Source organism: Demequina sp. NBRC 110054, from assembly GCF_002090115.1.
In the GTDB taxonomy this organism is placed as follows: domain Bacteria; phylum Actinomycetota; class Actinomycetes; order Actinomycetales; family Demequinaceae; genus Demequina.
The window spans coordinates 329,667-356,344 of record NZ_BBRK01000004.1; the positions used below are offsets into that span (position 1 = coordinate 329,667).

19 protein-coding genes are annotated in these 26,678 nt (G+C 71.7%); 14 read left to right on the forward strand and 5 right to left on the reverse strand.

Annotation, left to right across the window (positions count from 1 at the left end):
- Positions 1-86: 86 nt before the first annotated feature.
- Entirely contained in the window at positions 87-668 is a 582-nt protein-coding gene (locus B7K23_RS01575) for a flavin reductase family protein (protein ID WP_234996362.1), read from the reverse strand.
- Positions 669-679: 11 nt separating this feature from the next.
- Positions 680-2,209, reverse strand: coding sequence for an aldehyde dehydrogenase (locus B7K23_RS01580; RefSeq protein WP_200809753.1), 1,530 nt, complete (start codon positions 2,207-2,209; stop codon positions 680-682).
- Between the two features lie 203 nt (positions 2,210-2,412).
- Between B7K23_RS01580 and B7K23_RS01585 the strand changes: the two genes are divergently transcribed.
- From B7K23_RS01585 to B7K23_RS01610, 6 genes are all read left to right on the forward strand, one after another.
- The gene (locus B7K23_RS01585) at positions 2,413-3,084 is read left to right on the forward strand and encodes a GntR family transcriptional regulator (protein WP_084124525.1); all 672 of its coding nucleotides are present in this window, start codon (positions 2,413-2,415) and stop codon (positions 3,082-3,084) included.
- Positions 3,085-3,222: 138 nt separating this feature from the next.
- The gene (locus B7K23_RS01590; RefSeq protein ID WP_084124527.1) at positions 3,223-4,431 is read left to right on the forward strand and encodes a M20 family metallopeptidase; all 1,209 of its coding nucleotides are present in this window, start codon (positions 3,223-3,225) and stop codon (positions 4,429-4,431) included.
- Positions 4,431-5,432 (forward strand): LLM class flavin-dependent oxidoreductase, encoded by a 1,002-nt coding sequence (locus tag B7K23_RS01595; RefSeq protein ID WP_084124529.1) that lies wholly within the window; start codon positions 4,431-4,433, stop codon positions 5,430-5,432. The genes B7K23_RS01590 and B7K23_RS01595 overlap by 1 nt, the downstream gene beginning before the upstream one ends.
- A gap of 5 nt (positions 5,433-5,437) precedes the next feature.
- Complete coding sequence (locus tag B7K23_RS01600) at positions 5,438-6,427, forward strand: hypothetical protein (RefSeq protein WP_084124530.1); 990 nt, start codon at positions 5,438-5,440, stop codon at positions 6,425-6,427.
- Between the two features lie 59 nt (positions 6,428-6,486).
- Positions 6,487-7,575 (forward strand): pyridoxal phosphate-dependent aminotransferase, encoded by a 1,089-nt coding sequence (locus B7K23_RS01605; RefSeq protein ID WP_084124531.1) that lies wholly within the window; start codon positions 6,487-6,489, stop codon positions 7,573-7,575.
- Positions 7,572-9,002 (forward strand): amidase, encoded by a 1,431-nt coding sequence (locus tag B7K23_RS01610; RefSeq protein ID WP_143338037.1) that lies wholly within the window; start codon positions 7,572-7,574, stop codon positions 9,000-9,002. Before B7K23_RS01605 ends, B7K23_RS01610 begins: the two co-directional genes overlap by 4 nt.
- 93 nt (positions 9,003-9,095) lie before the next feature.
- On the opposite strand, the gene B7K23_RS01615 is transcribed toward B7K23_RS01610, so the two are convergent.
- Together B7K23_RS01615 and cofD are read right to left on the reverse strand one after the other, a co-directional pair.
- The gene (locus B7K23_RS01615; RefSeq protein ID WP_084124533.1) at positions 9,096-10,406 is read right to left on the reverse strand and encodes an amidohydrolase family protein; all 1,311 of its coding nucleotides are present in this window, start codon (positions 10,404-10,406) and stop codon (positions 9,096-9,098) included.
- 142 nt (positions 10,407-10,548) lie between these two features.
- Positions 10,549-11,511 carry a 2-phospho-L-lactate transferase gene (gene cofD / locus B7K23_RS01620; RefSeq protein WP_234996364.1) on the reverse strand — a complete coding sequence of 321 codons (963 nt, stop codon included), beginning with the start codon at positions 11,509-11,511 and terminating at the stop codon, positions 10,549-10,551.
- Between the two features lie 56 nt (positions 11,512-11,567).
- Between cofD and cofC the strand changes: the two genes are divergently transcribed.
- The 3 genes from cofC to fgd are packed head-to-tail and all read left to right on the forward strand — an operon-like array spanning position 11,568 to position 14,145.
- Entirely contained in the window at positions 11,568-12,251 is a 684-nt protein-coding gene (gene cofC, locus B7K23_RS01625; protein ID WP_084124535.1) for a 2-phospho-L-lactate guanylyltransferase, read from the forward strand.
- On the forward strand, positions 12,248-13,129 hold the full coding sequence (gene cofE, locus B7K23_RS01630) for a coenzyme F420-0:L-glutamate ligase (RefSeq protein ID WP_084124536.1): 882 nt from the start codon (positions 12,248-12,250) through the stop codon (positions 13,127-13,129). Before cofC ends, cofE begins: the two co-directional genes overlap by 4 nt.
- Positions 13,126-14,145: a glucose-6-phosphate dehydrogenase (coenzyme-F420) gene (fgd, locus tag B7K23_RS01635; RefSeq protein WP_084124537.1), complete on the forward strand. Its 1,020-nt coding sequence runs from the start codon at positions 13,126-13,128 to the stop codon at positions 14,143-14,145. Before cofE ends, fgd begins: the two co-directional genes overlap by 4 nt.
- A gap of 11 nt (positions 14,146-14,156) precedes the next feature.
- On the opposite strand, the gene B7K23_RS01640 is transcribed toward fgd, so the two are convergent.
- Positions 14,157-14,579 carry a thioesterase family protein gene (locus tag B7K23_RS01640; RefSeq protein ID WP_084124538.1) on the reverse strand — a complete coding sequence of 141 codons (423 nt, stop codon included), beginning with the start codon at positions 14,577-14,579 and terminating at the stop codon, positions 14,157-14,159.
- Between the two features lie 182 nt (positions 14,580-14,761).
- Between B7K23_RS01640 and B7K23_RS01645 the strand changes: the two genes are divergently transcribed.
- Genes B7K23_RS01645 through B7K23_RS01665 form a run of 5 tightly spaced genes read left to right on the forward strand, consistent with a single transcriptional unit; the run spans position 14,762 to position 26,665 of the window.
- Positions 14,762-15,877, forward strand: coding sequence for a serine/threonine-protein kinase (locus tag B7K23_RS01645; protein WP_234996365.1), 1,116 nt, complete (start codon positions 14,762-14,764; stop codon positions 15,875-15,877).
- A complete protein-coding gene (locus B7K23_RS01650; protein ID WP_084124542.1) occupies positions 15,877-21,846 on the forward strand; it encodes an Ig-like domain-containing protein in 5,970 nt (1,989 codons plus the stop codon). Before B7K23_RS01645 ends, B7K23_RS01650 begins: the two co-directional genes overlap by 1 nt.
- Positions 21,847-21,870: 24 nt before the next feature.
- The gene (locus B7K23_RS01655; RefSeq protein WP_084124544.1) at positions 21,871-22,836 is read left to right on the forward strand and encodes a MoxR family ATPase; all 966 of its coding nucleotides are present in this window, start codon (positions 21,871-21,873) and stop codon (positions 22,834-22,836) included.
- A gap of 5 nt (positions 22,837-22,841) precedes the next feature.
- On the forward strand, positions 22,842-24,197 hold the full coding sequence (locus tag B7K23_RS01660; protein WP_143338038.1) for a DUF58 domain-containing protein: 1,356 nt from the start codon (positions 22,842-22,844) through the stop codon (positions 24,195-24,197).
- Positions 24,197-26,665 carry a transglutaminase domain-containing protein gene (locus B7K23_RS01665; RefSeq protein WP_159451264.1) on the forward strand — a complete coding sequence of 823 codons (2,469 nt, stop codon included), beginning with the start codon at positions 24,197-24,199 and terminating at the stop codon, positions 26,663-26,665. Before B7K23_RS01660 ends, B7K23_RS01665 begins: the two co-directional genes overlap by 1 nt.
- Positions 26,666-26,678 lie beyond the last annotated feature (13 nt).

A 26,678-nucleotide genomic window follows, 5' to 3' on the forward strand; every position in this document is an offset into this window, starting at 1 on the left:
GAGTATGAGCGGCACCTGTTGCACAGGTGTGTAGATGAGGTTGCGCAGGCGTTTCCACCTGCTCTGGTTTCGCTGAGAGGCGCTCGTCAGCCCGCCAGGCGGCGGAACTGCTTCGCGTGGTAGATGAGCGGGTCCTCGTCGGGCAGCACGCTGAGCGCATCCACCTGGAGCACGACGAGCGTGTGGTCCCCGGCAGGCGTCTGCGTCACGATCGAGCACTCGAGCCATACGGGCGCGCCCGCGATGAACAAGGAGCCGTGCTCCGTCGGGATCGCAGTGAGGTTCGCGAACTTGTCCTCGCCCTTGCGCGCGAGCTCCATGCAGACGCTCTCGTGCCCGGCACCGAGGACCGAGACCCCGATGCGCGCAGCCTCGCGCAGGTGGGGCCACGTGGTCGACGTGTTCTGGACGGAGCAGAGCACGAGCGGAGGCTCGAAGGACACCCCGACGGTGAACGAGGTCGCGGCGAGACCGCGCTTCACCCCGTCGACCTCGGCGCACAGCGCGGCGACCCCCGAGGGGAACGCACCGAAGGCGGACTTCAGCGTGTCGGGCGTGGGGCCCCCGAGCCAGGACGATGCGTCGACTCCGGGAAGCGGCAGCCCGTCCTCCCCGAGGAGCGCGTCGATCGACATCTCGAGGGGCGCCTGCTGGCTGTCGTCGCTCACGATCCTCACCGTCACCCGAGGTCGACCCATACGGTCTTGGTCTGGAGATAGGGCTCGAGCGCCTCGCGTCCCAGCTCCTTGCCATAGCCGGACGCCTTGAAGCCGCCGTAGGGGATGGCCACGTCGAACATGCCGTAGGTGTTGATCCACACCACACCGGCGTGGATCTGCGCGGCGACGCGGTGCGCGCGCTTGACGTCGCTCGTCCACACGCCGGACGCGAGGCCGAACTGCGTGTCGTTCGCGAGCGCAAGGGCCTCCTCCTCTGTGTCGAAGACGCCGACCATGCCGACGGGGCCGAAGATCTCCTTGCGCATGATCTCCATGTCCGTCGTGATGTCGGTGAAGAGCGTCGGCTGGACGAAGTAGCCGTCGGCGAGCTCGGCCGACTGCACCGTGCCGCCACCGACGACGGGCTTCGCTCCCTGCGCGACGCCCGAGGCGATGAGCGAGTTGACGCGGTCGCGCTGCTCGGCGCTGACGACGGGCCCCATGGTGGTGCCGTCCGCGAGGCCGTTGCCCAGCTGGATCGCCGAGACCTTCGCCGCGAGCCCCTCGACGAAGCGCTCGTACACCGATCGCTGCACGAACACGCGCGCGCCGGCGATGCAGCACTGCCCCTGGTTGAAGTACACGGCGCCGAAGGTGCCCTCGATCGCGGCGTCAAGGTCGGCGTCCTCGAAGACGAGGCTCGGAGACTTGCCGCCGAGCTCGAGGGAGAGGCGCTTCATGTTGCCCTTGGAGGCCTCGAGGATCTTCTGGCCCGTCGCGTTCTCGCCCGTGAACGTGATCTTGTCCACGTCCATGTGCGCGGAAAGCGGGGCGCCGGCACCCGGACCGTCACCCGTGACGACGTTGACGACCCCCGCAGGGAAGCCGATCTCGTCCATGAGCTCGACGAGGCGGAGCGCCGACAGCGGCGTCTGCTCGGCGGGCTTGAGGACGATCGTGCAGCCGGCGGCGAGGGACGGGCCGAGCTTGTAGCCGCACATCAGGAGCGGGAAGTTCCACGGGATGATCGCGCCGACGACCCCGACGGGCTCGCGACGCGTGTACACATGCATGTCCATGCCGCTCGAGGGCACCATGGACTCGCCCTCGATCTTGGTGATCCAGCCGGCGTAGTACTTGAAGAGCTGCGCGCACAGCGGGACGTCCAGCCCGCCCGCCTCGCCCGTCGGCTTGCCGTTGTCGAGCGTCTCGAGCTGACCGAACTCGTCCGCGCGCCGCTCGAGCTCGTCGCCGAGCCTCCACATGAGGTCCGCGCGCGCCGAGGGGGCCATCGCGTTCCACACCGGAAGCGCGGCCCTGGCGGCGGCGACCGCATCGTCCACGTCCGAGGCCGTGCCGGCCGCGACGTTCGTGAGCAGCGCGCCGGTGGCCGGGTTGTGCACCGGGAAGGTGGCCCCGTCCGAGGACGCGACGCTGCGGCCGTTGATGAACAGTCCGTGCTCCTTGGCGAGGAAGGCCTCGACCTCGGGGAGCAGAGGGGGGGTTGCGATGACGGTCACGATGCCTCCCGGCTCAAGATGAGATCTCATATGCAATACACCGCACCCTAAGCCGACGACTTGCCGGGTCATAGCAATATCGCGAACTCGTTACATGGATTTAACGAAGCCCTGAGGGCCGTCGAAACCGGTCGCAGGAAAAGTGGTATCCCATATTCCATCAATCAGGAGTAGCGTGCCCCCAGGGGGAGACCCCTCGACCCGACCCCTCACCAACCAGGGAGGAAACTCACGTGAGCACGATCATCGACGCGGTGGAGCCACTGCAGGTCAAGGAGATCGTCTACCGGAAGCTGCGCGACGCACTCGTCGAGCACGAGTTCCCTCCCGGCTCCTCGCTGCGCGAGGTCACGCTGTCGGCACGCTACGGCGTGAGCAAGACGCCCATCCGCGAGGCGCTCGTGCGACTCGAGCACGACGGACTCGTCGAGGTCGCCCCCTACAAGGGGGCGCGCGCACGCGTGTACTCGATCGACGACGCCCGCGAGCTGTTCGCGGCTCGCGCGATCCTTGAGCGCGAATGCGTCCGCCTGGTCGCCTCGTCGGGCAACGGCCACCTGGATCGGCTCCGGGCCAACATCGACGCGACGCGAGACGCCCTCGAGGCCGGAGACCTCTCCGCGGCCGCGACCGGGCTCGACGAGTTCGACGACATCATGTTCGCGGTGCTCGACAACCGCATGCTCGGCGAGCTCGTCGAGCGACTGTCGCTCCACCTGCGCCGCCTCGGCAAGATGGGTGCGGGACAGCGGCGATTCGAGGACTCGCTCGCCCAGCACGTCGCGATCGTCGAGGCGATCGAGTCCGGCAGGGCGGACACCGCGATCGAGGTGCTCGACGCCCACCTCGACAGCGTCCTCGAGGCGCAGATCGCGGAGCTGTCCGCGGCGAACGCCGAGGGCTGACGCCCCTCACCCCGGCGGCCGCGCATCGCCAGTCGCGCGTTACACAGAGTTAACAGCGCGGACCCCTGAATCGTCTTGACGCCACCCGTTCGGTATATAAGATCTTATGTACTAGATCGAAGTCCGAGAGGATGGAACATGACCACCGAGATCCCCGCAGGCCTCGCCGCCCGCGTCGCCGAGCACATCGACGAGGAGCGCCTTGTGCGCCTCGTGCAGGAGGTGTGCCGGATCCCCAGCATCCTCGGCGAGGAGGGCCCGCTCGCGAACTACCTCGCGAACGTGATGCGCGAGTCCGGCTTCGCGGGCGTCAACCTGCAGCCCGTGCTCGGCGACCGCCCCAACGCGATCGGCCATCTCGACTTCGGCACCGGCGAGGGACCCAACGTCGTCCTCACCGGGCACATGGACACCAAGCCCGTCTCCCACGGCTGGGAGGTCAGCGAGCCCTTCTCCGGCGACCTGATCGACGGCAGCATCTACGGCCACGGCATCATGGACATGAAGGCCGCGCTCGTGTGCCAGATCATCGCCATGGAGGCGCTGCGCGCCTCGGGGATCGAGCTCAACGGCCGCGTCTCCTTCGCCGCCGTCTCCGACCACATGGGCGACCAGACCGGCGCGATCGAGTACTTCAAGGAGCACCCCGGCGACCTCTGCGTGCTCGGCGAGCTGTCCGACAACGAGATCTTCCTCGGACACCGCGGGCGCTACTACTACGACATCATCGTCCGCGGAATCTCCGCGCACACCTGCCACAAGCCGCTCGCGGTCAACGCCAACATGCTCGCGGCGCATGCGATCATCGAGCTGGACCAGTCGAAGCTCGAGCCGCAGCTGGAGGAGTGGGTGACCGACCTGTTCGGACCGGAGACCTACATGGCTCCCGGACGCGTCTACGGCGGCCTGCCCCCGGGCGGCCCGTCGATGATCCCCGACGAGTGCGTCATCCGCGTCGACTGCCGCCCGCAGCCCGGCGTCTCGCTCGAGGAGGTCCGCGAGGAGATCGACCGCTGCCTCGCGAGGGCCAAGGAGCGCGAGCCGCGCTTCGAGGCCGAGGTCGTGCTGGCGGACGTCAAGTCCGGCTACCTTGCCGAGCCCGAGGCGAGGGTCACCTCGCTCATGATCGAGGCCGTCCGCGACGTGCGCGGCGAGGAGCCCGAGCTCCAGGTCGCCGGCTGGCTCGGCGACACCGCGAGCTTCGGCGGCGACATCCCGACCATCATCTTCGGCCCCGGCGGCGAGCCCGTGTACTGCCCCGACGAGCACCTCTCGATCGAGGACATCGTCGAGGCCACCAAGGTCTACGCCGCATTCGCCGCGCTCGCACTGAGCCCGGAGGACTGATGCGGTCAGGAGTCGCCCTCCAGCCGGTCTACCCGTCCGCACAGTTCGGGGACCTCGTCGAGCGCATCGAGACGCTCGGCTTCGACGAGTTCTGGCTCACCGACTCGTCGCTGCACTCGCGGTACAGCTACATGTACCTCACGATCGCGGCGATGAGGACGAGCCGGATGACGCTGGGAACGGCCGTGACCAACCCGGTCACGCGCCACCCGGCGCTCGCCGCGGTCGCCGCGACGACGCTCGACGAGATCTCCGGTGGGCGAGCCATCATGGGCATCGGGGCGGGCGACCGCCCCCTGCTCGCGCTCGGGCACAAGCCCGCGCGCCTGCGCCAGCTCGAGGACTCGATCCACGCGATGCGCGCCCTGTGGACGGGCGACCACGTCACGTATCAGGGCCTGGGATTCGAGCTCGTCGACGCGCACATGCGCTTCGACGTGCCCGCCGACATCCCCGTCTACGTCTCCGCCTCGGGGCCCAAGACGCTCGAGATGGCGGGTCGCGTGGCCGACGGCGTGGTCCTGCTCGCGGGCCTCGACACCGTGGGCCTCACCTACGCGCTCGAGCACATCGACCGCGGGGTCGAGAAGGCGGGCCGCAGCGAGCGCCCCAAGATCTCGGTGTTCGCCTACGGGGAGATCAACGAGGACGAGGACGCCGCACTGGAGTCCGCACGCACCATCGCCGCGTGGTTCCCCCAGACCGCACCGATGTACTGCGAGCTCGCGGGCCTCGACAAGGAGCTCATCTCCCGGGTCCAGCAGGAGTACAGCGGCGGCGAGTTCCAGGAGGCCGCCAAGGTCGCGCGGCTGCTGCCGGATGACTTCGTCCGCCGCATGGCGCTCGCCGGCAATCGCGCCTCGGTGCTCGAGAAGATGGCCACGCTCGACGCGCTCGGCGTCGACTCGATGACCCTCTTCCCGATCGGCGGAGACATCCACACCCGCACCGCCACGATCGAGGCGTTCGCGGAGTGCGTCGACGCCTACAGGGCGGGGTGAGCGGAGTGAGCACGCTTCTCGACGCCCCGCTTCCCGAGCGCACGGTGTCCCGCGTGCTCGACACGTGCCTCGGCATCTGCAAGGACGAGCGCGTCGTGCTCCTGTCGGACCCGGGCAGCGACCTCGCCGTGGTCGCGGGCCTGGCCGAGGGCCTCAGAGAGCGCGGCGCGATCCCTCTCATCCGCACGCTGACAGAGATCCCCATGCCCGGAGCGGAGCCGCCCGCGAGGATCGCGGAGGAGCTCGCGAACGCCGCGGCCGGGATCGAGCTCACCTCCGCGTTCATCGGCTCGAGCAAGGCCAGGCAGGAGGCGTGCCGCCAGGGCACGCGCTACCTGAGCATGCCCGCGGTGATCGCCGACACCTTCCGCCTCGGCGGCCCCTACGACGTCGACTTCGACGAGATCGCGACCACCGTGATGGCACTCGCGCGCGCGTGGGAGGAGGCGGACACCTACCGCATCACCACGCCGGCGGGCACCGACCTGTTCGGCTCGGTGCGCGGGCGCAAGGGCCGCGCCCTCACCGGCGTCGCTCGCGAGCCCGGTGCGTACATGGCTCCGCCCGACATCGAGTCGGGCACTGCGCCGGTCGAGCTCTCGAGCGAGGGGACCGTCGTGATCGACGGAGACTTCCTCTTCATGGGCCCCGGGCCCGTCGCCTCCCCCGTCACTCTCGACATCCGCGAGGGCGCTCTCCGCGCGACCGAGGGCGACGAGGCGGCCCGCCTGCTCGAGATGATCGCGCGCTGCGACGATCCGCGCATGGGCAATCTCGCGGAGGTTTCCGTGGGCCTCAACCCGCAGGGTTCCGTCTGCGCGGTCCCCATGGAGACGGAGTCCACCAAGGGCAGCGCCCACATCGCCTTCGGCAACTCGATCGCCTACGGCGGCACCGTGAACGCGGTCGCGCATCTCGACTGCGTCATGCAGGACGCGACCGTGCACCTCGATGGCGTGCCCCGCATCGTCGGCGGCGAGCTCGTCGAGCCCTGAGCCACAGCGCTCCCCCCTCACCCTCTCGCTTCGCTCCCGCTCAAGAATCGGAGTCCCCTATGTCCTCACCCTCGTTCGAAGACCTCCTGAACCGCCCGACGCTGGCGTGGATGGGGCAGAACACCACCCACCTCGAGCCGCCCGCGGCAGTCGTCGACGCGATGACCGCGAGCGTCGCCTCGCGCGAGTTCCAGCTGTACGCACCCCCGCTCGGCTTCACGCGGCTGCGCGAGCTGATCCTCGAGGACCTGGGCCTGCCCGACGCCGATGCCTGGGTCACCGACGGCGCCGTCGGCGGCCTCTACCACCTGTGCACCGTGCTCGCCCCGGAGATCTCGCGGCTGATCACGTCGGACCCGGGCTGGCCGTGGCCCGCGCGCTTCGTCGGCCTCGGCGACAAGCCCGTCACGGTGCTCGACGTGTACGAGCAGCCGGGCGCGAAGCTGTCGGCCGCGCAGATCGCAGAGGTCATCGAGCCGCGCAGCCTCATCTACCTGATCGACCCGCTCAACCCGCTCGGGAGCCTGTACTCGCGCGGGGAGCTCGAGGCGATCGTCGCCCTCGCACGCGAGACCGAGTCGTACATCGTCCACGACTGCACGTACCGACACTTCGCTGAGGGCCACAGCCTGGTCGCCGAGCTGTACCCCGAGCGGACGTTCACCACCTACAGCTTCTCCAAGTGGCTCGGGCTCGCAGGCCTGCGGCTCGGCGCGGTGATCGCCGCACCCGAGCTGCTCGCACGCCTCACCGCGGTGCCGTCGAACCCGCTGGGCGCGCCGATCCAGGCGCAGCGCGCCGCCATCGCGGGACTCGAGGGCCGTGGGGAGTGGCTCGAGATGCTGCGCGGTGTCAATCGCCGCAACATCCAAGCCGTCGAGGACGTCGTGGCACGCACGGGCTTCGGGTCCGTCGTGGTCTCTCCGTCCCAGGCGAACTTCCTCGCCGTCGATGTCTCGACCACCGGCCTGCACTCGGAGGACGTGTGCGCGCGCATGCTCGAGCATGACGTGTTCATCCGTCCCGGCACGTATCAGTCGCCGCACTTCGGCGAGCGCTTCGTGAAGATCTCCACGTCCGTTCCCGAGGAGTGGGTGGACCGGTTCTGCGAGGCGTGGACCGCGATCGCGGGCGGGGTCGAGCGATGAGCGCGTACCGCGAGCTCGGCCTGGCCGAGTATCAGTCCCTCACCGGCGTCGAGATGGGCCGCCTCGTGGCGAGCGGCGAGGTCTCCCCCGTGCACCTCGCCGAGTGCGCGCTCGAGCTCGCCGCGCGGGACGACGGCGACCTCAACGCCTACGTGGACCTGCGCAGGGAGAACGCGCTCGCGGAGGCCGCGACCCTCGAGGCCGAGGCGCGTGACGGGAAGTCGCGCAGTGCACTCCACGGCGTGCCGATCGCCTCGAAGGACAACATGCCGATCGTCGGCGAGCAGTGCTTCAAGGGTTCGCGGACCTCGTCGGCCGCGCTCGCGACGTATGCGTCGCCGATGGTCGAGCGGCTCCAGGACGCGGGCACCGTCATCATCGGCCGCACCACGACGCCCGAGTTCGGATGGAAGGGCACGGGCATCTCGCCCCTCACCGGCGTCACGCGCAACCCGTGGGATCCGTCGCGCAACTCAGGCGGCTCGTCCGCCGGGTCGGGCTCCACTGTGGGCGCGGGCGCGGTGCCGATCGCGACCGGCTCCGACGCGGGCGGATCGATCCGCATCCCCGCGGCCTTCTGCGGCGCATTCGGAATCAAGCCCACTCTCAGCGCGATCCCGGTGTGGCCGGGCACCGCGAACGAGTCGCTGTCCCACGCGGGGCCGATCACGCGCTCGGTCGCGGACGCGCGCGCGGTCCTCGACATCACTGCGGGCCCTGACCCGCGCGACCCTCAGTCCTTCTTCGCGACCCCGGCCGCACGTACCGCGTCCGGCCCGCTTCGCATCGGCGTGGTGCGAGTGCCGTTTGGCATCGCGCCGTCCGACGAGGTCGCGACGCGCCTCGAGCCGCTGCTCGCGGGCCTGGACGCGTGGGCCTCGGACGGCGTCGTCGTCGAGAACGCCGACCTCGCCACCGCGGTGCCGCGCGAGGTGTTCGAGCGGCTCTGGGTGTCGGGGCGCGGACTCACGTTCGCGAGCCTGATCGAGTCGCAGGGCGACGTGATGGACCCGGGCCTCGCGCGCCTGCTGCCGCTCGCGCGCGAGTACGACGTCGCGGACTACCTCGAGGGCCTCCAGCTGCGCCGCGCGTTCAACTCCGAGATGTTCGCCCTCCTCGAGCGCTACGACGTGCTGATCATGCCGACGATGCCGCTCGTGGCGTTCGAGGCGGACCAGGAGGTCCCCGAGGGCGGCGAGGCCGACGCCAAGCTGCCGTGGATCACCTGGACGCCCTACACGTACCCGTTCAACATCACGGGCCAGCCGGCGGCGACGGTCCCCGTCGACCTCGGCCCCGGCCGCCTCCCCGTGGGGCTGCAGGTCGTCGGCGGGTGGGCGCGCGACGCGCTCGTGCTCGACGTGGCCGAGCGTCTTGAGGCGCTCGCAGCGCCGACTATCGAGTCGCGGGTCGCGCGGCCCGCCTGACCCGACCGGTCGGGACCGCGCCACGAGTCCCGAAGACCGACGACGAGGCCCCCGCGGGAGATCCCGCGGGGGCCTCGTGGCGTTCGGCCTGGCTCAGCCGAACGCGCGGGAGAAGGCCGCCCCCATGGACGTGCCGAGGTTGGCCTTGATCTCTTCGGCATCGACGCGCGTGAACTCGCCGTTCAGCATCACGAACTCGCCCGCGACCATCGTGGAGGCGACGTCGTTGCCGTTCGCGTGGTTGGTGACGAACTCGGTCACCGAGCCCGCATCCGTGCGATCCATCATCGCGAACTTCATCTGGTCGGCGTCGAGCAGGACGAGGTCGGCGAGCTTGCCGGCCGCAAGCACGCCCGTGTCCTGACCGAGCGCCTTGGAGCCGTTGACGGTCGCCATCGTGAGCGCCTCGAGCGAGCTGCGCGCCGAGATGTCCGCCGCCTTGGCGCGGTGGAGGTACGTGGACCACCGCATGGCCTCGAACATGTCCTGCATGAACGAGGCGTCCGTGCCCATCCCCACGTTGATGCCCGCGTCGCGGAAGTCGTTCATGCGGGCGATGCCGTTGCCGAGGAAGGAGTTCGAGGCGGGGTTGTGGGAGATCTGGGTGCCCGTCTCCGCCATCATCTGGATCTCTCGGTCGTCGAGGTGCACGCAGTGCGCGGCGACGACGTCCGGGCCGAGGAAGCCGAGCTCGTACGCGAGCTCCGTGGGGCGCTTGCCGAACCGCTTGAGGCTGTCCTCGACCTCATCCATCGCCTCGTTCAGGTGGATGTGGATGCCCGCACCGAGCTCGGTCGCGGCGGCGCGCACCTCGGACAGGATCGAGTCAGACGCACAGGGCAGCCACTCGATCCCGAAGGCGACCTTCACGAGGCCGTTCTGGGTGCCGTGCACCGCCTTGAAGGCGGCGATGTTGTCCTCGACCGTGTCGATGCCGGTCTCCGGCGTCGCGATCTCGTTGGAGAGCGTCGCGCGGATCCCGACCGCGCCGGCCGCACGGGCGCGCGCCTCGGTCTGGACATACATGTCGTTGACGGTCGTGTTGCCGAACCGGATGGCCTCGGCATAGCAGGCCATCGAGGCCCAGTACACCTCGTCAGGGGTGAGCTGGCCGATGAAGGGGTACCAGTCGTCGAAGAGCAGCTCCCACATCGGACGTGAGTCCTCCGAGAACTCGCCCGTAGACCGCCCCATGTCGACGTGATAGTGCAGGTTCACAAGGCCGGGCATCACGATCTTCCGCGAGGCGTCGACGACGCGGTCGCCCGGCTCGCTCACCAGCTCGGAGGCCGGGCCCACCCACGTGATCGCGTCGCCGTCGACGATCACGGCGCCGTCGGCGTGGAAGGGGGCGGACTCGTCGAGGGTGAGCACGGCGCCACCCTTGATCACTGTTCTTGCCATCGGAGGGACTCCTCTAGGTGGGGATGGGATCCCTCAATAAGATATGAGACACCAAACTCGGTGGCAAGGGTCTGACGCACATTTGTCGAGCAGACGGCGCCGCGCGATCCACCGAATCGGACTGGACCCGCTCTCGCCGCACCTACCGCGCAGAGTCCGCGAGCGCGAGCGCGTCCCTCGCGAGCGTGCGCGCCGCGTCGGGCTCCGTCATCCACAGCGGCACCGCTCTCGCGGCGATCCCCGCCGCCTCGAGCGGACCGACCGCCTCGGCATCGACCGTGTCGACGAGCCAGCCGTCGAGCACGCCACCGTCGGCCCGCGCCCCGTAGCGCAGACCCACCGCCGCCGCGTCCGTCGCAGTGCCGACCGCGGTGAGGCACGCGTCCGCCATCCCGCGCACGACCGAGCCGCCGATGATGGGCGAGACGCCGACGACAGGCGCCGCCGTGGCCGCGAGCGCCTCGCGGATCCCCTCGACGGCAAGGATCGGCCCGATCGACACGATCGGGTTCGACGGCGCCACGAGCACAGCGTCCGCTCCCGCGATCGCCTCGACCACGCCCGCGGCGGGCGTCGCTGCCTCCGCACCCCTCATCTGGAATCCCCGAGCCGGCACCGACGCCCGATGGCGGGTCCACCACTCCTGGAAGTGCATCGTCCCGTCGTCCGTCACGACGTGGGTCTCGACCTCGTCGTCCGTCATCGGGAGCAGCTCGGCCCCCAGCTCCCACCGCGCGGCGAGCTGTGCGACCGCCGCGGACAGCGGCGCCCCGTCCCGCAGCAGCGACGTCCTGGCGATGTGCATCCCGAGGTCAAGGTCGCCGAGCGTGAACCAGGGCCAGCCGATCCCCCACTCGTGGAGCTCGGCCGAGACGCGCTCGGTCTCGCCGACGCGTCCCCAGCCGCGCTGCTCGTCGTTCACTCCCGCGAGCGTGTATGTCACCGAGTCGAGGTCGGGGCAGATCCGCAGCCCCGCCATCCACATGTCGTCGGCCGTGTTGACGATCACACGGATGCGCGCGCCCGTCCCCTCGACGGCGTCCCGCAGCGCGCGCGTGAACCGCGCACCACCGACCCCTCCCGACAGCACGACGATGTCCCTCACTCGGGCCTCCTCACACATGGATCGGCACCGGTGGCCGCGTCCCTAGACTGACGAGTATGCCCGCCGTCCCCACGCCCGCATGGCAGGTCGTCGTGCCGGTCCGCGGCACCGCGCCCTCCAAGAGCCGCCTCGACTTGCCCGACACGGCCCGCGAGCGCCTGGCCCGTGCCTTCGCGCGGGACACGGTGCGCGCGGTGCTCGACGCGACGGCGGTCGCCGAGGTCGTCGTCGTCACCGCAGAGGCCGCGCGACACGTCTTCGAGGGCATGGGCGCGCGCGTGGTCGCCGATCCCCAGCCGCCGTCGCTCAGCGCGGCGATCGCGACGGGCCTCGCCGCATGCGACCCGCAGGCGCCCCGCGCCGTGCTGCTCGGCGACCTTCCCGCCCTGACCGGAGCGGCGCTCGACGAGGCGCTGTCCGCGGCGGCCGCCCACGGCAGAGCCGTCGTCCCCGACGCCGACGGGACCGGGACGACGCTGCTCACCGCCGCTTCCGGGCTCGCGCACTCCCCAGCCTTCGGCTCCGGCTCGTACGCACGGCATCTGGCCGCGGGATATGCCTCGCTGGCAGACGCGGCCGGCCCTCGGATGCGGTCGGATGTCGACACGGTCGCCGACCTCGCACGGGCGGCCGAGCTCGGTCTCGGTCCGGCGAGCCGCCGCGCGCTCGCGCGGATCGATGACCCCGTGAGCGCCGCAACATTGCCGTCACGTGGTGCCCGTACTGTGAGCGGATCATGACTCCCCTCCACCTGGGCAAGGCACAGCCCGTGCCCGAGCGCCCCACGCCCGCGGACGAGGCGACGCTCGCCGTCTGGGCCCCGGGCCCGGTCCCCGAGGTGCGTCCGGGCGACGACCTCGCGGCGCTGCTGCTCGAGACGCTCGGGAGCCATCGGACGCTGCGCGACGGCGACATCGTCGTCGTCACCTCCAAGGTCGTCTCCAAGGCCGAGGGGCGCATCGTCTCCGCGGACACCCGGGAGGCCGCGATCGACGGCGAGACCGTGAGGCTCGTCGCCTCGATCCCCCATGCGAATGACGACGGCGCGACCCGCATCGTCGAGAACCGGCTCGGAATGGTGTGCGCCGCCGCCGGCGTGGACGCCTCCAACACCGACGCCGGGACGGTCCTGCTGCTTCCTGAGGACCCCGACGCGTCCGCGCGGGCGATGGCCGCGTCGCTCCGGCAGGCCACGGGAGCCGCGGTCGGAGTGATCGTCACGGACACGCTCGGGCGCGCATGGCGGAACGGCCAGACCGACGTCGCGATCGGCGCGGCGGGCGTCACGGTGTTCGACGAGATGGCCGGCTCGACCGACTCGCACGGGCGGCCGCTCGTCGCGACCCGGCCATGCCTGGCCGACGAGATCGCCGCCGCGACCGACCTGGTGAAGGGAAAGACCTCGGGTCGACCGTTCGCCGTGGTCAGGGGCATGGGACGCGCGGTGGGCGCGCTGGACCTCCCCGGCGCCCGCAGCATCGTCCGCTCCCCCGAGAGCGACATGTTCAGGCAGGGCCACCGCGAGGCCTACGCCGACGGCTACGCGGCCGGGCTCGCCGCCGCCCGCGCCACCACCGAAGACTCCGGCACCCCCGGCACCGACAAGGAGAACTCATGACGTTGAAGCTCGGCTACAAGGCCTCCGCGGAGCAGTTCGGCCCGCGCGAGCTCGTGGAGCTCGCCGTCGAGGCGGAGCGGCACGGTTTCGAGTCCGCCGCCATCAGCGACCACTTCCAGCCGTGGCGCCACACCGGCGGCCACGCGCCCTTCTCGCTCGCGTGGCTCGCTGCGGCCGGCGAGCGCACCTCGACCATCACGCTCGGCACCTCGGTGCTCACCCCGACCTTCCGCTACAACCCCGCGGTCCTCGCGCACGCCTTCGCGACCCTGGGCATGCTGAGCCCCGACCGCATCTGGCTCGGCGTCGGCTCGGGCGAGGCGCTCAACGAGATCGCGACGGGCTGGGACGGCGCGGGCGAGCAGCGCTGGCCCGAGTTCAAGGAGCGCTTCGCGCGCCTGCGCGAGTCCGTGCGCCTCATGCGCGCGCTGTGGGCGGGCGAGCGGGTGAGCTTCGAGGGCGACTACTACTCGACCCACGACGCCTCGATCTACGACAAGCCCGACGGCGGCATCCCCGTCTACATCGCCGCGGGCGGCCCGGTCGTCGCGAAGTATGCGGGCCGCGCGGGCGACGGCTTCATCTGCACCTCCGGCAAGGGCCGCGAGCTCTACACCGAGAAGCTGCTGCCGGCGGTCGCCGCGGGCGCCGAGGCGGGCGGCAAGGACCCGGCCTCCGTGGACAGGATGATCGAGATCAAGCTCTCCTACGAGGAGAGCGAGGAGACCGCCCTTGACAACACCCGCTTCTGGTCGCCCCTGTCGCTGCCCGCCGAGGCCAAGCACGACATCACGGACCCGGTCGAGATGGAGAGGGCCGCCGATGCCCTCCCGATCGAGACCATCGCGTCGCGGTGGATCGTCGGCACGGACCCGGACGATGTGGCGGCGAGGATCGGCGAGTACGTCGAGATGGGCTTCACGCACCTCGTGTTCCACGCGCCGGGTCACGACCAGCGTCGCTTCATGGACCTGTTCGAGCGTGACCTCGCACCGAGGCTGCGCGCGCTCGGCTGAGCCTCGCGGGGTCAGCCCTCGTCGACCGCGAGCGCGAGCAGGCGCTCGCGCTGCTCCGTGGTGAGGCGCGTCGGGCGCCCCGTGGCCGCCTCGACCATCGCCATCGTCGTGGACGCCTCGACGCACACCTCGCCGTCGACGAGCAGCCGATAGTCGACGACGAAGCTCGCGCCGACGCAGCGCGAGACGGAGACCTCCGCCTGGATCGGCGCCACCCGGTGGTCGATGATGCGCCTGTAGCGCGTGGTCACGTCCGCGACCAGCACCCACACGTCGGAGCCCGAGCCGAGCGGCGGCATGATCGGATCGTCGTCGTCCCACAGCGCGCGCACGCGCGCCTCCTCGAGCAGCCCCACGATCGCCACGTTGTTGACGTGGCCGTAGGCGTCGCAGTCGGACCAGCGCAGCGGGATGGGCACGGTGACGGCAGGCACCCGGCCACGGTACCGCGCGAAGTGGGCCGTCCCACACCGTGTCGGCTACCGGGAGCGACGCTGCGGAGATACGCTCGAGGCCTAGGAGGAGCCCCGCGCCGCGCCGCGAGGCGATGCCGCCCGGAGCGGGCAGGGATCGCTCGGGAACGGCCCGGGCACCATGGAGGTGGAAGGCAGGGCCGGTGGCGCGACGTACGACCTCAGCCCCGCCCGTGCTGCCGGGCTACACCTACATCCGCCCGCTCGGCACGGGTGGCTTCGCCGACGTGTTCCTGTTCGAGCAGGACATGCCGCGTCGCGTGGTCGCGGTCAAGGTGCTCATCGACGACGCGATCAACCCCGCGGTCCTGTCGGCCTTCACCGCGGAGGCCGACACGCTCGCACGGCTCAGCTCGCATCCGTCGATCGTCACGGTCCATCAGGCCTCGATCTCCGGGGACGGCCGCCCCTACCTCGTGATGGAGTACTGCCCCGACACGCTCCGCGCGGAGATGAAGCGCGAGCCCCTGTCCGTGAGCAGGACCCTCGACGCCGGCGTGCGGATGGCAGGCGCGCTCGAGACGGCCCACCGCTCGGGGATCCTCCACCGCGACATCAAGCCCTCGAACCTCCTCGTCACCTCCCTTGGCACGCCCGTCCTCGCGGACTTCGGCATCGCCTCGGCGGTCTCGCGCGGCGGCGATGCCGGCGACACCGTCGCGCTGTCGCTCCCCTGGAGCGCCCCCGAGGTGGTGCGAGGCGACACGACCGGGGCCATCGCCACCGAGGTGTGGTCGCTCGGGGCGACCCTGTACACGCTCCTCACCGCCCGCGCACCGTTCGAGCCCGCGGGGCAACCGAAGCTCCCGCGCCGCAAGATGGAGGAGCGCATCCTCAGGGGCCGACCCGAGCCGCTCGAGCGGGACGACCTGGGAGACCGCTTCGCCGAGGTGCTCGGACGCACCCTCACGAAGGACCCGGCGGGCCGCCCTTCCTCGATGCTCGAGCTCGGCGAGCAGCTCCGCTGGGCGCAGTACGAGCTCGGCCTGCCGACCACGCCACTCGAGGTCGCCGCTGCCGAGTGGGCCGCCGCCGCGGCCCCCGTCGCCGACGAGCCGTCGCGCCCGCCCGTCGTGTCGACGGTCAAGCAGGACTCGCGCCGCGCGGCGAGGGCGCAGCATCTGGCCTCGAGCCAGCGACGCGACGCCGCGTCCGGCCGCGGAACCGCGGAGCGCTCGTCGCGGCGTCCCCTGCTCATCGGCGCCGCCGCCGGAGCGGCCGCCGTCGCGGCCGTCGCGATCCTCCTGGCGGCGCTGTGATGGCGGAGGCCTCGGCCGCGCCACGACGCAGGAGCCCGCTGCTCCGCACGGCGGGGATCGTCGCTTCCGTCGGCGTGATCGCCACGGCCATCATCGTGGCCCCGGGCTACGAGGTTCAGGAGACCCCTTCCGTCGAGACGTCGGTGTGGGTCACGAGGGATGACGGGCAGTACGCGCAGGTCGACACCGAGCTCGGCGAGTTCGAGGCCGTCCGCACCGTGTCCGATCCGAGCGACGTGGTCCAGGCGGGCACACGGGGCATCGTCTTCGCACAGGCGTACGGGCAGGCGTGGGCGATCACGGGAGCGGACCCGGCCGACCTCGTCGATGCGGACGCGGAGGACGGCACCGCGGTCGCGGCCGAGGTGCCCTCGGGCGTGGACACGGTCGCCTCGGCGGGCGACACGCTCGTCTACCTGACCGATGCAGGCGAGGTGCTGCTCGGCTCGCTTCCGGATGCGGACGGCGCATCCTCGAGCCCCTACGCGCTCGACCCGTATGCGGCCGTCGCGGCCGAGGACGATGCGGCCTACGTCGCCGATGCGGTCGCGATCGACGCCGACGGCACCGTGGTGATGTACTCCGCGGCCGAGAGCGCGGTGCGGACCTATCGTGTCGGCGCGGGATTCGACGACGCCGTCGAGACCGTGCCGTCCGCCCCCGATGCCGACTCGGGGCTCGCGATGGCCCTCGTCTCCGGTCGCTGGGTGCTCATGTCCGCGGACACGGGCGAGATGTGGATCAGCGGGCTGTCCGCGCCGATCGCGACCGGCGCGGCCGACGGAGCCGTCCTCCAGGACGGCTCCTCGGACAGGGACGATGCGCTGGTCGCCGACTCGGAGGGCCTCGTGTCCGTCGCGCTCGCGGACGGCGCGACGACTCGCCTCGCGGAGGCCACGGGCTCCCCCGCGGCCCCGGTCGTCGTGGACGGCGTCGCCTATGCCGCGTGGGTGTCGACCACCTCGGGCTCGCTGTGGTCGAGCGACCGCGCCGAGGTCCTCGGCCTCGACGTGCTCACCACGGCCTTCGACGATGCGCGCGCCGTCTCGCCCGCGTTCCGCAGCAACGGCGATCGCGCGGTGCTGACGGAGACCACGACGGGCATGGTGTGGCTGGTGTCCGACGGCACGCTGCTGCCCGTCGACGAATGGGACCCGCTCGCGGAGAGCGAGGAGCAGGAGGGCACGGTCGAGGTCGACGACGTGGTCGAGCAGGAGCCCCCCGTCGCCGTGGACGACGTGCTCGGCGTGCGCGCGGGAGCGGTCGTGTCGCTCCCGCTGCTGCTCAACGACTACGACCCGAACAGCAAGGATGTGCTCACGATCGACCCGGCCTCGCTCACCCCGGTCGACGAGGGCTTCGGCGAGGTGGGTCTGATCGCCGACGACCAGGCCGCGGTCGTGAGCGTCGCTGACACCTCGGGGACAGCGACGTTCACCTACGCCGTGACCGACGGCAGCGCGTCCTCCGAACCCGCGACCGTCACGCTCACCGTCGTCGACGACGACACAGAGACCGCGCCCGTGTGGTGCGGTACCGACGGCTGCGTCAAGGAGTGGCCGACCCCGCAGGTCGCCCCGGGCGGCTACGTCGCGGTCGACGTGCTGTCGGGATGGGTCGATCCCGAGGGCGACCCGGTGGTGCTGCAGGATGCCGTCGTGGAGGACGCGTCCGCGCCCGTCACGGTGGTCCCGACGGCGGACGGCAGGGGCGTCATCCGGCACCTCGATGAGAACGCGGGCGATGACGACCTGTCGATCACCGTCACGGTCGCCGACTCCCTCGGCGCGACCGCGCAGCGCACGCTCGAGGTGCAGGTGACGTCCTCGCCGACGCTCGTCGCGAGCCCGACCGCGATCAGCCTCGGCGTCGACGAGACCACGACCGTCGACCTGGCCGACGTGGTCAGCGGAGGCTCGGGCTCGTACCGCCTTGTCAGCGCGGTGGCCTCGACCGGGCTCGAGGAGCTGCTGTCGGTGCTGCCGAGCGCCGCGGACGGAACGATCGACCTCACCGCGGCCCAGGAGGGCTCCTTCACCGCGACCTACACCGTCGAGGACACCGCGACCCTCGCCCGCCAGACCGCGGTGATCCGAGTGACGGCGAGCGCCGCGGTGCGCGCCCTCGCCGCGGCTCCCCTGACCGCATTCGTGCGACCGGGAGAGGACACGACCGTCGACGTGCTCGGCGCCGTGGCCTCGACCGGCGCTCGCGTGCTGATGGTCCAGGAGGCCTCCACGAGCTCGGCCGCGCTCAGCGTGAGCGTCGTCGATCAGGCGTACGTGCGCGTCAGCGCGACCACGGCCGCCGAGGACACGGGACTGCTCGGCGTCGCCGACGTCCTGATCGCGGACGGCACGGGCGCCGCGGTCCGCACGCAGCTCACGGTGATCCTCCTGCCCGCGACACACGGCGTCGGCGCGATCGCCGCGCCCGACGCCGTGACGGTGCGAGCGGGGGCCCAGGTCGACATCCCCGTCCTCGACAACGATGTGTCGCCGCGCGGCGAGCGGCTGATCCTCCACCCCGACGTGACTGGCTCGGACGCTCAGGGCGAGCTCGCTTTCGCCTCGGACGCCGTCGTGCGCTACGTCGCCCCGACGACCCCCGGGGTCTACACGGTCCGCTACTCCGCCTACCTGCAGAGCGACCCGACCGTGCTCGACACCGGGACGATCACAGTCACCGTCATCGCCGAAGGCGCGAACTCCGCTCCCCAGCCCCGCGACCTCGAGGCCCGCGTCCTGGCCGGGCAGAGCGTGAGGGTCACGATCGACACCGCGGGGATCGACCCCGACGGCGATGCGGTGACGCTGTCGTCCGTGTCGCAGCCCGAGGCGGGCTCCGGCGTCGTGACCATCGGCCCGACCGGACGCTCGATCGTCTACCAGGCCCCCGAGGGCGGCGTCGAGGGCGGCCAGGTGGAGCTCACCTATGCCGTGCGCGATGCTCAAGGCGAGACAGGCACCGCGACCCTCCGGATCGGGGTGCTGTCCGACGAGCTGACCGACGTCGCCCCGGTGACCTACGGCGACAACGTGAGCGTCGCGCTCGGCTCCTCCTCACCCGCAACCGTCCAGCCGCTCACCAACGATCGGGACCCGCTCCAGGGCGAGCTCGTGCTCACCGACCTGAGGCCCAACGCGGAGCCGGGCACCGAGGAGTACGCGCGCCTCGAATCGCTGATCGCCTCGTCCACCGACCTCGAGGCCGGCATCGTGGCGCTGCGCGCGGGCGACGCCGAGGGCACGCACTCGTACGTGTACACCGTCGAGTCGCAGACGTCCTTCAGCACCGCCGAGGGGTTGATCGTCGTCGACGTGGCCGACGACCCTGCGCCAGACACGATCGCCGTGACCGACACCGTGGTCACGCTCGAGAACCGCTCCGTCCTCGAGACCGACGGTCTCGACGTGGTCGACGGGCAGGTCGCGTGGACCACGGGGAACGTGTCGGGCCTCACGCTCTCGCTGTGGGACGAGGCGCCGGCGGGCTTCACCGTCGAGGGCTCCCGGATCGTCGGGACGCTCCCGGAGGAGGCCACCGTCGTGCCGTTCGTGCTCACCGGCACCGACGCGGCGGGGAACGAGGCCGTCGGCTACGGCTTCCTGCGGATCCCCGCGCTCGACGACATGCGCATCCAGACCGCGACAGGGCTCAACGCGATCGAGGTCGACGAGGACGACTCCGTCGAGGTGGTGGTCCGCGACCTGCTCGGGGTCGGCGCGGGGGACGCGGTCGAGATCCAGCAGGGGGAGGAGTTCGCCGTGCAGCGAGCGGCGGCCGCGTGCACACCCGTCGCCGACGACTCGCTCGCGTACGCGGCGGGCCGCGAGGCCCCCTGGAGCGACACCTGCTCGCTCGTGGTGCGCGTCGAGGGGCAGACGACCTGGTCCGTCGTCCCGATCCCGTTCACGATCGTGCCCGCAGACCCGCAGGCGATCCTCGGCGCCCACAGCCGCACCGTCGTGCCCGGGGACACCGAGACGATCCAGATGCTCGAGCAGATGGTGTCGTGGGAGGGCGGCCGCGTCGGCGACATCGACTCGCTCGACCTGATCGCGTCGTACTCCGGCTCCGCATTCGACGTCACGCAGTCCGGCGCCACGCTCACCGTCGTCGCGAAGGCTGACGCACGCCCGGGCACCCGCGAGACCGTCACCGTCACGTCGTCCGCGTACGGAGGACTGTCCTCGACCATCACGCTCGTGGTCGGCTCTGCCGTGCCCGACGCCCCCGTCGGCGCGACGCTGTCCCGGCAGTGCGACGTCTCCGAGGGGACCTGCACGCTGACCATCGTCGGCGTCTCCGGCGAGTACGACCCGTTCGAGGGCGCGCCGCGGGCCGGCCTCGAGCTCGTCGGTGTCGGCGACTCGGCGGGCGACTCGGCGCGCTGCTCCGTCGCGACCGTGCACGTGTCCAACGAGACCCAGGTCACGGTGACCTGGCCCTCGAGCAACCGCCCCACGGGAGGCGAGTGCGCGGTCGACTTCACGGTGGCGGACGCGCAGGGCCGCACCGGGCGAGGAACCCTGACCATCGACGTGCTCGGCTACCCGTCCACGCCCTCGAGCGTGACCACCCAGTCGTACGGCGCCGACTTCGTCACGATGCTCGTCTCGCTCGGCCCTGCGGCGCAGTCCCACCCCTCGCTCACAGGCGTCGCGCTCTACGAGGGCGACACGCAGGTGCCCGCGTCGTGCGCGCAGTCAGGCCCCACCGCCTACCTGTGCACCGTCACGGGACTCACGAACGGCGAGCAGCACACGTACACCGCGCGGGCGGTCAACTCGGTGGGAGAGTCCTCGCCCACGTCGCCCGTGACCACCTGGGCCTACGACCAGCCCGTCGTCGAGGAGCTCTCCGCCCAGACCGTCTACCGCGCGGGACGCACGACGGTCGACAACGGCGTCGCCGCCCTCACCATCACGGCGGCGGCCGACGTCGAGCAGTTCCAGATCGTCACGACCGGCGAGACCGTGGCGCGCACGGGCGCGACGACCCAGGCCGAGATCGTCCTGCCGGTCGGCACCCACCAGGTCCAGGTGGTTCCCGTCAGCCGCTACGCGCCACCGACGACGGGGACGAGCGAGGGCCAGTCGCTCTCGGTCAGCGTCACGGTCGCCGGCAAGCCGCGCTTCGACGCCGGATCCGTGACCGCCACGTCCTCCGGGAGGTCCCTCACCCTCTCCTACCCCGACGTCGACGCCAACTACTCGACGCGGGCCACGAGCGTCGTGACCGCCGCGTGGCTCGGGAGCACGCCCTCGTGCACGATGAGCGCCGCGGGCGAGGCCGTGGTGACCGGGGCGTCCGCGACGTCGACGACGAGCACGGTGGCCGGGTTGACCGCCAACGAGCGCTACCACGTGGGCGTCTGCGCCTCGAACGGCTTCGGCACCGCCTGGCTCGCCTCCGCCGACACCTACCTCACCTGGGTGGCACCGGCGGCGCCTACCGGCAACGCCGAGTACTCGGTGGCCACCACCCCGTCGTGGGACGGCGCGACGGCATCGTTCCTCGACGTCACTGCCCCGACCTGGGACAGGCTCGCGGGCTTCACCATCTACTACACCTACGACGGCGGCTCCGCGAGCAGCCGCTTCTCGCTGTCCCCCGCAGCGACCCAGTCCATCGCCGCCGCCTACTGCCGCACCGACGACCCGAGCCTGTGCGGCGACACGACCACGGTGAGGGCGGCGAACGACTCCCCGCCGACGACCGTCACCGTCGAGTTCCCGACCGCCTGCTACACCGACGGCGACGATCCTGCGACCCTCGTGAGGGTCTCGTCGGCCGCCCAGGGCGCCGCCGACGTGAGCATCGACAATGCGACCGACGAGTACGTGGTGCGGTTCCGCGCCGCGTTCGCGGACCTGCCCGACCTGCGCTACGCGCTCGAGCGATGCGCCATCCCCGATCCTTCGCCGGACCCCTCCACAGACCCGTCCGCGGGCACCGGCGGGTGACGCGATCCCGATGAGAGGAAACCCATGACGATCTCCACCGAGCAGGTGCAGTGGTACGCCCAGACGTTCTCGGCCGTCGCCGACAACGTCGAGCAGGTGATCCTGGGCAAGCGCCACGTCATCGAGCTCGTCCTCGCGACGCAGCTGAGCGGAGGGCATGTGCTCCTCGAGGATGTGCCAGGCACGGGCAAGACGGCGCTCGCTCGGGCCCTCGCGCGGTCGCAGAGCGGCACCGCCTCACGCCTGCAGTTCACGCCCGACCTGCTCCCCGGCGACGTCACGGGCATCACGGTCTACGACCAGAAGAAGGGCGAGTTCGAGTTCCACCCCGGGCCGATCTTCGCGAACGTCGTGCTCGCGGACGAGATCAACCGCGCGAGCCCCAAGACGCAGTCGGCCCTGCTCGAGGTCATGGAGGAGGGCAACGTCACGGTGGACGGCGTCACACGCGCCGCGGCGGCCCCCTTCCTCGTGATCGCGACGCAGAACCCAGTCGAGCAGGCGGGCACCTACCGCCTCCCCGAGGCGCAGCTCGACCGCTTCATGGTCAAGACCTCGATCGGGTACCCCGACGAGGCGGCGACGATGCGGATCCTGCAGGGCGTGCCCGCGGGCCGCCGCGAGGCGGAGAGCGTCCTCGCCCCCGACCAGATGACGAGCATGATCGACATGGGACTCACCGTGCACGTCAGCCCCCTCGTCTCCGACTACGTCATCCGGCTCGTCGACGCGACTCGGCGCGCGACCGAGGTGCGCCTGGGCGTGTCAGTCCGCGGCGCGATCGCGCTGTCGCGCCTCGCGATGACCTGGGCCGCCGCGCACGGCCGCACCTACGTCACGCCGGACGACGTGCGCGACCTCGCGATCCCGGCGCTGTCGCACCGCCTCATCCTCGAGCCCGAGGCGGAGTTCGACGGCGTGGGCGCCACCGACGTCATCGGCCAGGTGCTCCTGGACGTGCCGCCGCCCGCCGAGAACGGGCAGGCCTGACGGACATGACCGACCGCACCGGCACTCGCAGCCACCGCGCCTCAGGTACGCCGGCCTCCGGCGCGACCGTGACGCGGTACGACAGCGAGCGCCGCGGCCTCGCCGCGGGGGTCGAGCGCGGCCGCTCGGCCCTCGACCGCCTCGCGGACAGGGCCCGACGGGTGTGGCACGCCGTGGACGGCACCGTCAGCCCCGCGGGCTGGCTGCTGCTGGGGACCGCCCTGGCAGGCGTCGGCGCCGCGCTCGCGTGGCACTGGTCGGAGGGCGCGATCGTCGCGGCCGGCGCGGCGATGCTGCTGCTCGTGTGCGTCCCCTTCCTGCTCGGCACCCACACCTACGAGGTCGAGCTCGACCTCGAGCGCGACCGCGTCGTCGCCGGGACCGACCTGAGCGCCACGCTCGAGATCGCGAACCGGGGTCGGCGCTCCTCACTGCCCGCGGTGCTCGACATCCCCGTCGGCGACGGGCTCGTCGAGACCCAGGTGCCGTTCCTGCGTCCCCACGCGACGCATCGCGAGACCCTCACGATCGGCGCCTCTCGTCGCGGCGTCATCAGCGTCGGCCCCATGACGATCGGCCGCGGTGACCCGCTGGGCGTGCTGCGCCGCGACCACACCTGGCCCGGCGAGCAGACCATCTACGTCCACCCGGTCACGACGTCGATCCCCTCGACGAGCGCGGGCCTGATCCGCGACCTCGAAGGCCAGGTCACCCGCACCATCGTGGACTCGGACCTGTCCTTCCACGCGATCCGCGAGTACCTGCCCGGCGACTCGCGGCGCCACGTCAACTGGAAGTCCACGGCCCGCACCGGCCGGCTGATGGTCCGTCAGTACGAGGAGACGAGGCGCTCGCGCGTGGCCGTCGTCCTGGATCTCGCCGCGGGGGCGTACGCGTCGGACGACGACTTCGAGATGGCGGTGTCCGTCGCGGCGTCGCTCGGGTCCCAGGCGGTGCGCGACGGACGCGAGGTCGTCGTGTCGACGAGCGGCGAGATCGCCGACCAGGACCGGGGGAGGCTCCATGCGCTCACCACGCTGCCCACGACCTCCTCGCGCGCGCTGCTCGACTCGATGTGCGCGCTCGAGTCCGGCTCCCATGTGATGCCGCTCGACCAGGTCGCGACCATGACCCTCCAGGCCGCGCCCGAGCTGTCGCTCGTGTTCCTCGCGACGGGCACGAAGCACCCCTGGGCCGATCTGCGGCGCGCGGCGCTGTCGTTCCCCGCGGACGTGCAGGTGGTCGTCGTGCGATGCGAGACGGGTGCGGAGCCCTCGCTCAGGACGGCGCGCGACATGCGCATCGCGACGGTCGGCATGCTCCACGACCTGGGACACCTGCTGCTGAGGGCGAGCGTGTGATGCCCACTCCCTCTCCCCGCGCGCTCACGCTGACGCTCGTCACCGTCGTGGCGAGCGTCGTGCTCGGCATCTGGTCCGCGTGGCCGGTGTACGAGACGAGCCGTCTGATCTGGGTCGCGACGGTGGGCACGATGGCCGGTGTGGGTGCCGCGCTCCTCGCGCACGCGCGGGGCTGGAGCGCGTGGGCGGGCGCGGGGCTTGCCACAGGGGCGTTCGCGCTCGTCGTCGTCCCCATCACGATGCCGGCGACGCTCTCCAGCTCCACGAGCATGCCGAGCGCGCTCGCGGAGGCGCTGTCCTCAGCCGTCACCGGCTGGAAGCACCTCGTGACGATCTCGATCCCGGTGGGCGACTACCAGGCGCTGCTCGTGCCGTTCCTGGTGCTCACCGTCGCGTGCACGTGGGCCGCGACGACCATCGCGTTCGCGCGCGGGCGCGCCGCCTCGCTCGCGGTGGTGCCGCTGCTCGCGCTGCCGGCCTTCGGCATGGTGTTCGGGTCGTCGGACACCGAGGCCACCGCGGAGTGGGGCCCCCTCGCGGTGCCCGAGCCCACGCGCGCGCTGATCGCCGCCGCCTCCGTCTTCGTGTGCGCGGCGTGGCTGCTCGGCCGTGCACGCCTCGACCGCTCCGACGCGCTGCGCATCGCGCGGTCCCAATCGGCGACAGTGCAGCGTCGCGGGCGGTCGGTCAGCGTCGCCACACGCCGCCGGCTCATGTCCGCTGTTCTCCTCCTGGCCGCCGTCTACGTCGCGGTCGGCGTCGCCCCTGCGACCCTCGCGTCGCAGGACCGCGCCGCGCTCCGGGACCAGGTGGTCCCTGCCTCGGTGATCGCGGCGCAGCCGAGCCCCCTCTCGTCGTACCGGAGCTGGTTCACCGACGCGTCCTTCGACGCGGTGCTGCTCACGGTCGAGGGCGCGACCGAGGGCCAGCGGCTGCGCTTCGCGACGCTCGACTCCTATGACGGCCAGTCCTTCACGATCGACGCCGATGCGGCGTCCTTCGCGCGCCGCCCGACCGTCCAGGACGCGGATCTCACGGTGACGATCGGTCCGGCCTACACCGGGGTCTGGGTGCCGGTCGCCTCGGCTTCCGGCGGATCGCCGCGCTTCCTCGGATCGAACGCGGAGGCCCTGTCCGACGCCTACTACGCCGATGAGAGCCTCGACAGCGCGCTGGTCGCGCTCGACACCGTCGATTCCGGCATGGGCCTGGTCGCGGGCGACTCCTACACGATCGCCGCGGCGGAGGACGCTGGCACCGCGACGCTCGCGAGCGCGACCGGCGGGAACGCGACCATCTCCGAGGACGACTACCCCGCGCTCGCCGCCTGGGTCGAGCAGCAGGCGGTCGGCCGCACCGGCGCGGACCTCATCGAGCTCGTGTCGAGGCTCCGCGAGCGCGGCTACCTGAGCCACGCGGCACGCGAGACCGGCGCCGGCTCCTGGATCGACGACCTCTCCGCGCGCGGCCCGTACACCTTCGAGCCCGTGCGCGCGGGCCACACCGGCGCGCACCTCGAAGCGCTGTTCCAGAGCCTTCTCGAGCAGGAGCTGCGCGCGGGAGACGACCCCGACGACGCGCTCCTGGTCGCGGCCGTGGGCGACGACGAGAAGTTCGCCGCGGCGGCCGCGGTGCTCGCGCGCTACCTCGGCTTCGACTCGCGCGTCGTGGTCGGGGTGCGGCTCGGCGAGGCCGACCCGGAGGACGGCGTGCAGGCCTGCGCCGACACCTGCACGGGCGCCAACGTGACCGCCTGGGTCGAGGTGCGGTCGGCCTCCACGGAGGCGTGGACTGCCCTCGACACCACTCCCCAGTTCGCGTCCACCCCGACCCGCATCCGTCAGGGAGAGAGCCTCCCCGAGAACGCGACCGACGCCGACATGCCCGCGAGCGAGGTCATCGAGCCCCCGTCGGTCCAGGGTGAGGAGACGGCGACCGTCCCCTCCGACGACGAGCCGGTCGAGGAGACGGAGGCGACCGCCTTGAGGGTCGTGCTCGTCGGCCTCACGCTCGCGGTCACCCTCGCGCTGCTCGCCGCCCCGCTGCTCGTCGTGATCGTCGCCAAGGCCCTGCGCCGTTCACGACGGCGCCGCGCGCGGATGCCCGAGGTCGCCGTCGTCGGCGCATGGGAGGAGCTCGTGGACGCCTACGTCGACGCCGGGCTCGAGGTGCCCGAGCGGCTCACTCGCGGTGAGCTCGCCGATCTGCTCGAGCGCGACAGGGCCCTCACGCTCGCGACCATGGCTGACCGCGCCGTCTTCGACTCCCGCCCTGCGAGCTCCGACGCCGCACGCGAGTCTTGGCGCCTCCTCGACGCCGAGCGCAGCGATCTGTCACGCCGCTCGTCGCCGTGGCGTCGTCTTCGTTCCCTGCTCAGCCTGCGTTCTGTGCGCCGCCGTGCGCGCCCCGCACCCCAGCCCGTTCCCGCGCTGGTCCACACCGGAAGGAGGACCCATGCGCAGTCCTGATCCACGAGGAGCC

Coding starts and splice junctions, on each gene's coding strand:
- cofC (WP_084124535.1), top strand. CDS start 11,568: ATGCCCGCCGTCCCCACGCCCGCATGGCAGGTCGTCGTGCCGGTCCGC.
- B7K23_RS01650 (WP_084124542.1), top strand. CDS start 15,877: ATGGCGGAGGCCTCGGCCGCGCCACGACGCAGGAGCCCGCTGCTCCGC.
- B7K23_RS01595 (WP_084124529.1), top strand. CDS start 4,431: ATGCGGTCAGGAGTCGCCCTCCAGCCGGTCTACCCGTCCGCACAGTTC.
- B7K23_RS01605 (WP_084124531.1), top strand. CDS start 6,487: ATGTCCTCACCCTCGTTCGAAGACCTCCTGAACCGCCCGACGCTGGCG.
- B7K23_RS01610 (WP_143338037.1), top strand. CDS start 7,572: ATGAGCGCGTACCGCGAGCTCGGCCTGGCCGAGTATCAGTCCCTCACC.
- B7K23_RS01660 (WP_143338038.1), top strand. CDS start 22,842: ATGACCGACCGCACCGGCACTCGCAGCCACCGCGCCTCAGGTACGCCG.
- B7K23_RS01590 (WP_084124527.1), top strand. CDS start 3,223: ATGACCACCGAGATCCCCGCAGGCCTCGCCGCCCGCGTCGCCGAGCAC.
- B7K23_RS01655 (WP_084124544.1), top strand. CDS start 21,871: ATGACGATCTCCACCGAGCAGGTGCAGTGGTACGCCCAGACGTTCTCG.
- B7K23_RS01580 (WP_200809753.1), bottom strand. CDS start 2,209: ATGAGATCTCATCTTGAGCCGGGAGGCATCGTGACCGTCATCGCAACC.
- B7K23_RS01615 (WP_084124533.1), bottom strand. CDS start 10,406: ATGGCAAGAACAGTGATCAAGGGTGGCGCCGTGCTCACCCTCGACGAG.
- fgd (WP_084124537.1), top strand. CDS start 13,126: ATGACGTTGAAGCTCGGCTACAAGGCCTCCGCGGAGCAGTTCGGCCCG.
- B7K23_RS01665 (WP_159451264.1), top strand. CDS start 24,197: ATGCCCACTCCCTCTCCCCGCGCGCTCACGCTGACGCTCGTCACCGTC.
- cofE (WP_084124536.1), top strand. CDS start 12,248: ATGACTCCCCTCCACCTGGGCAAGGCACAGCCCGTGCCCGAGCGCCCC.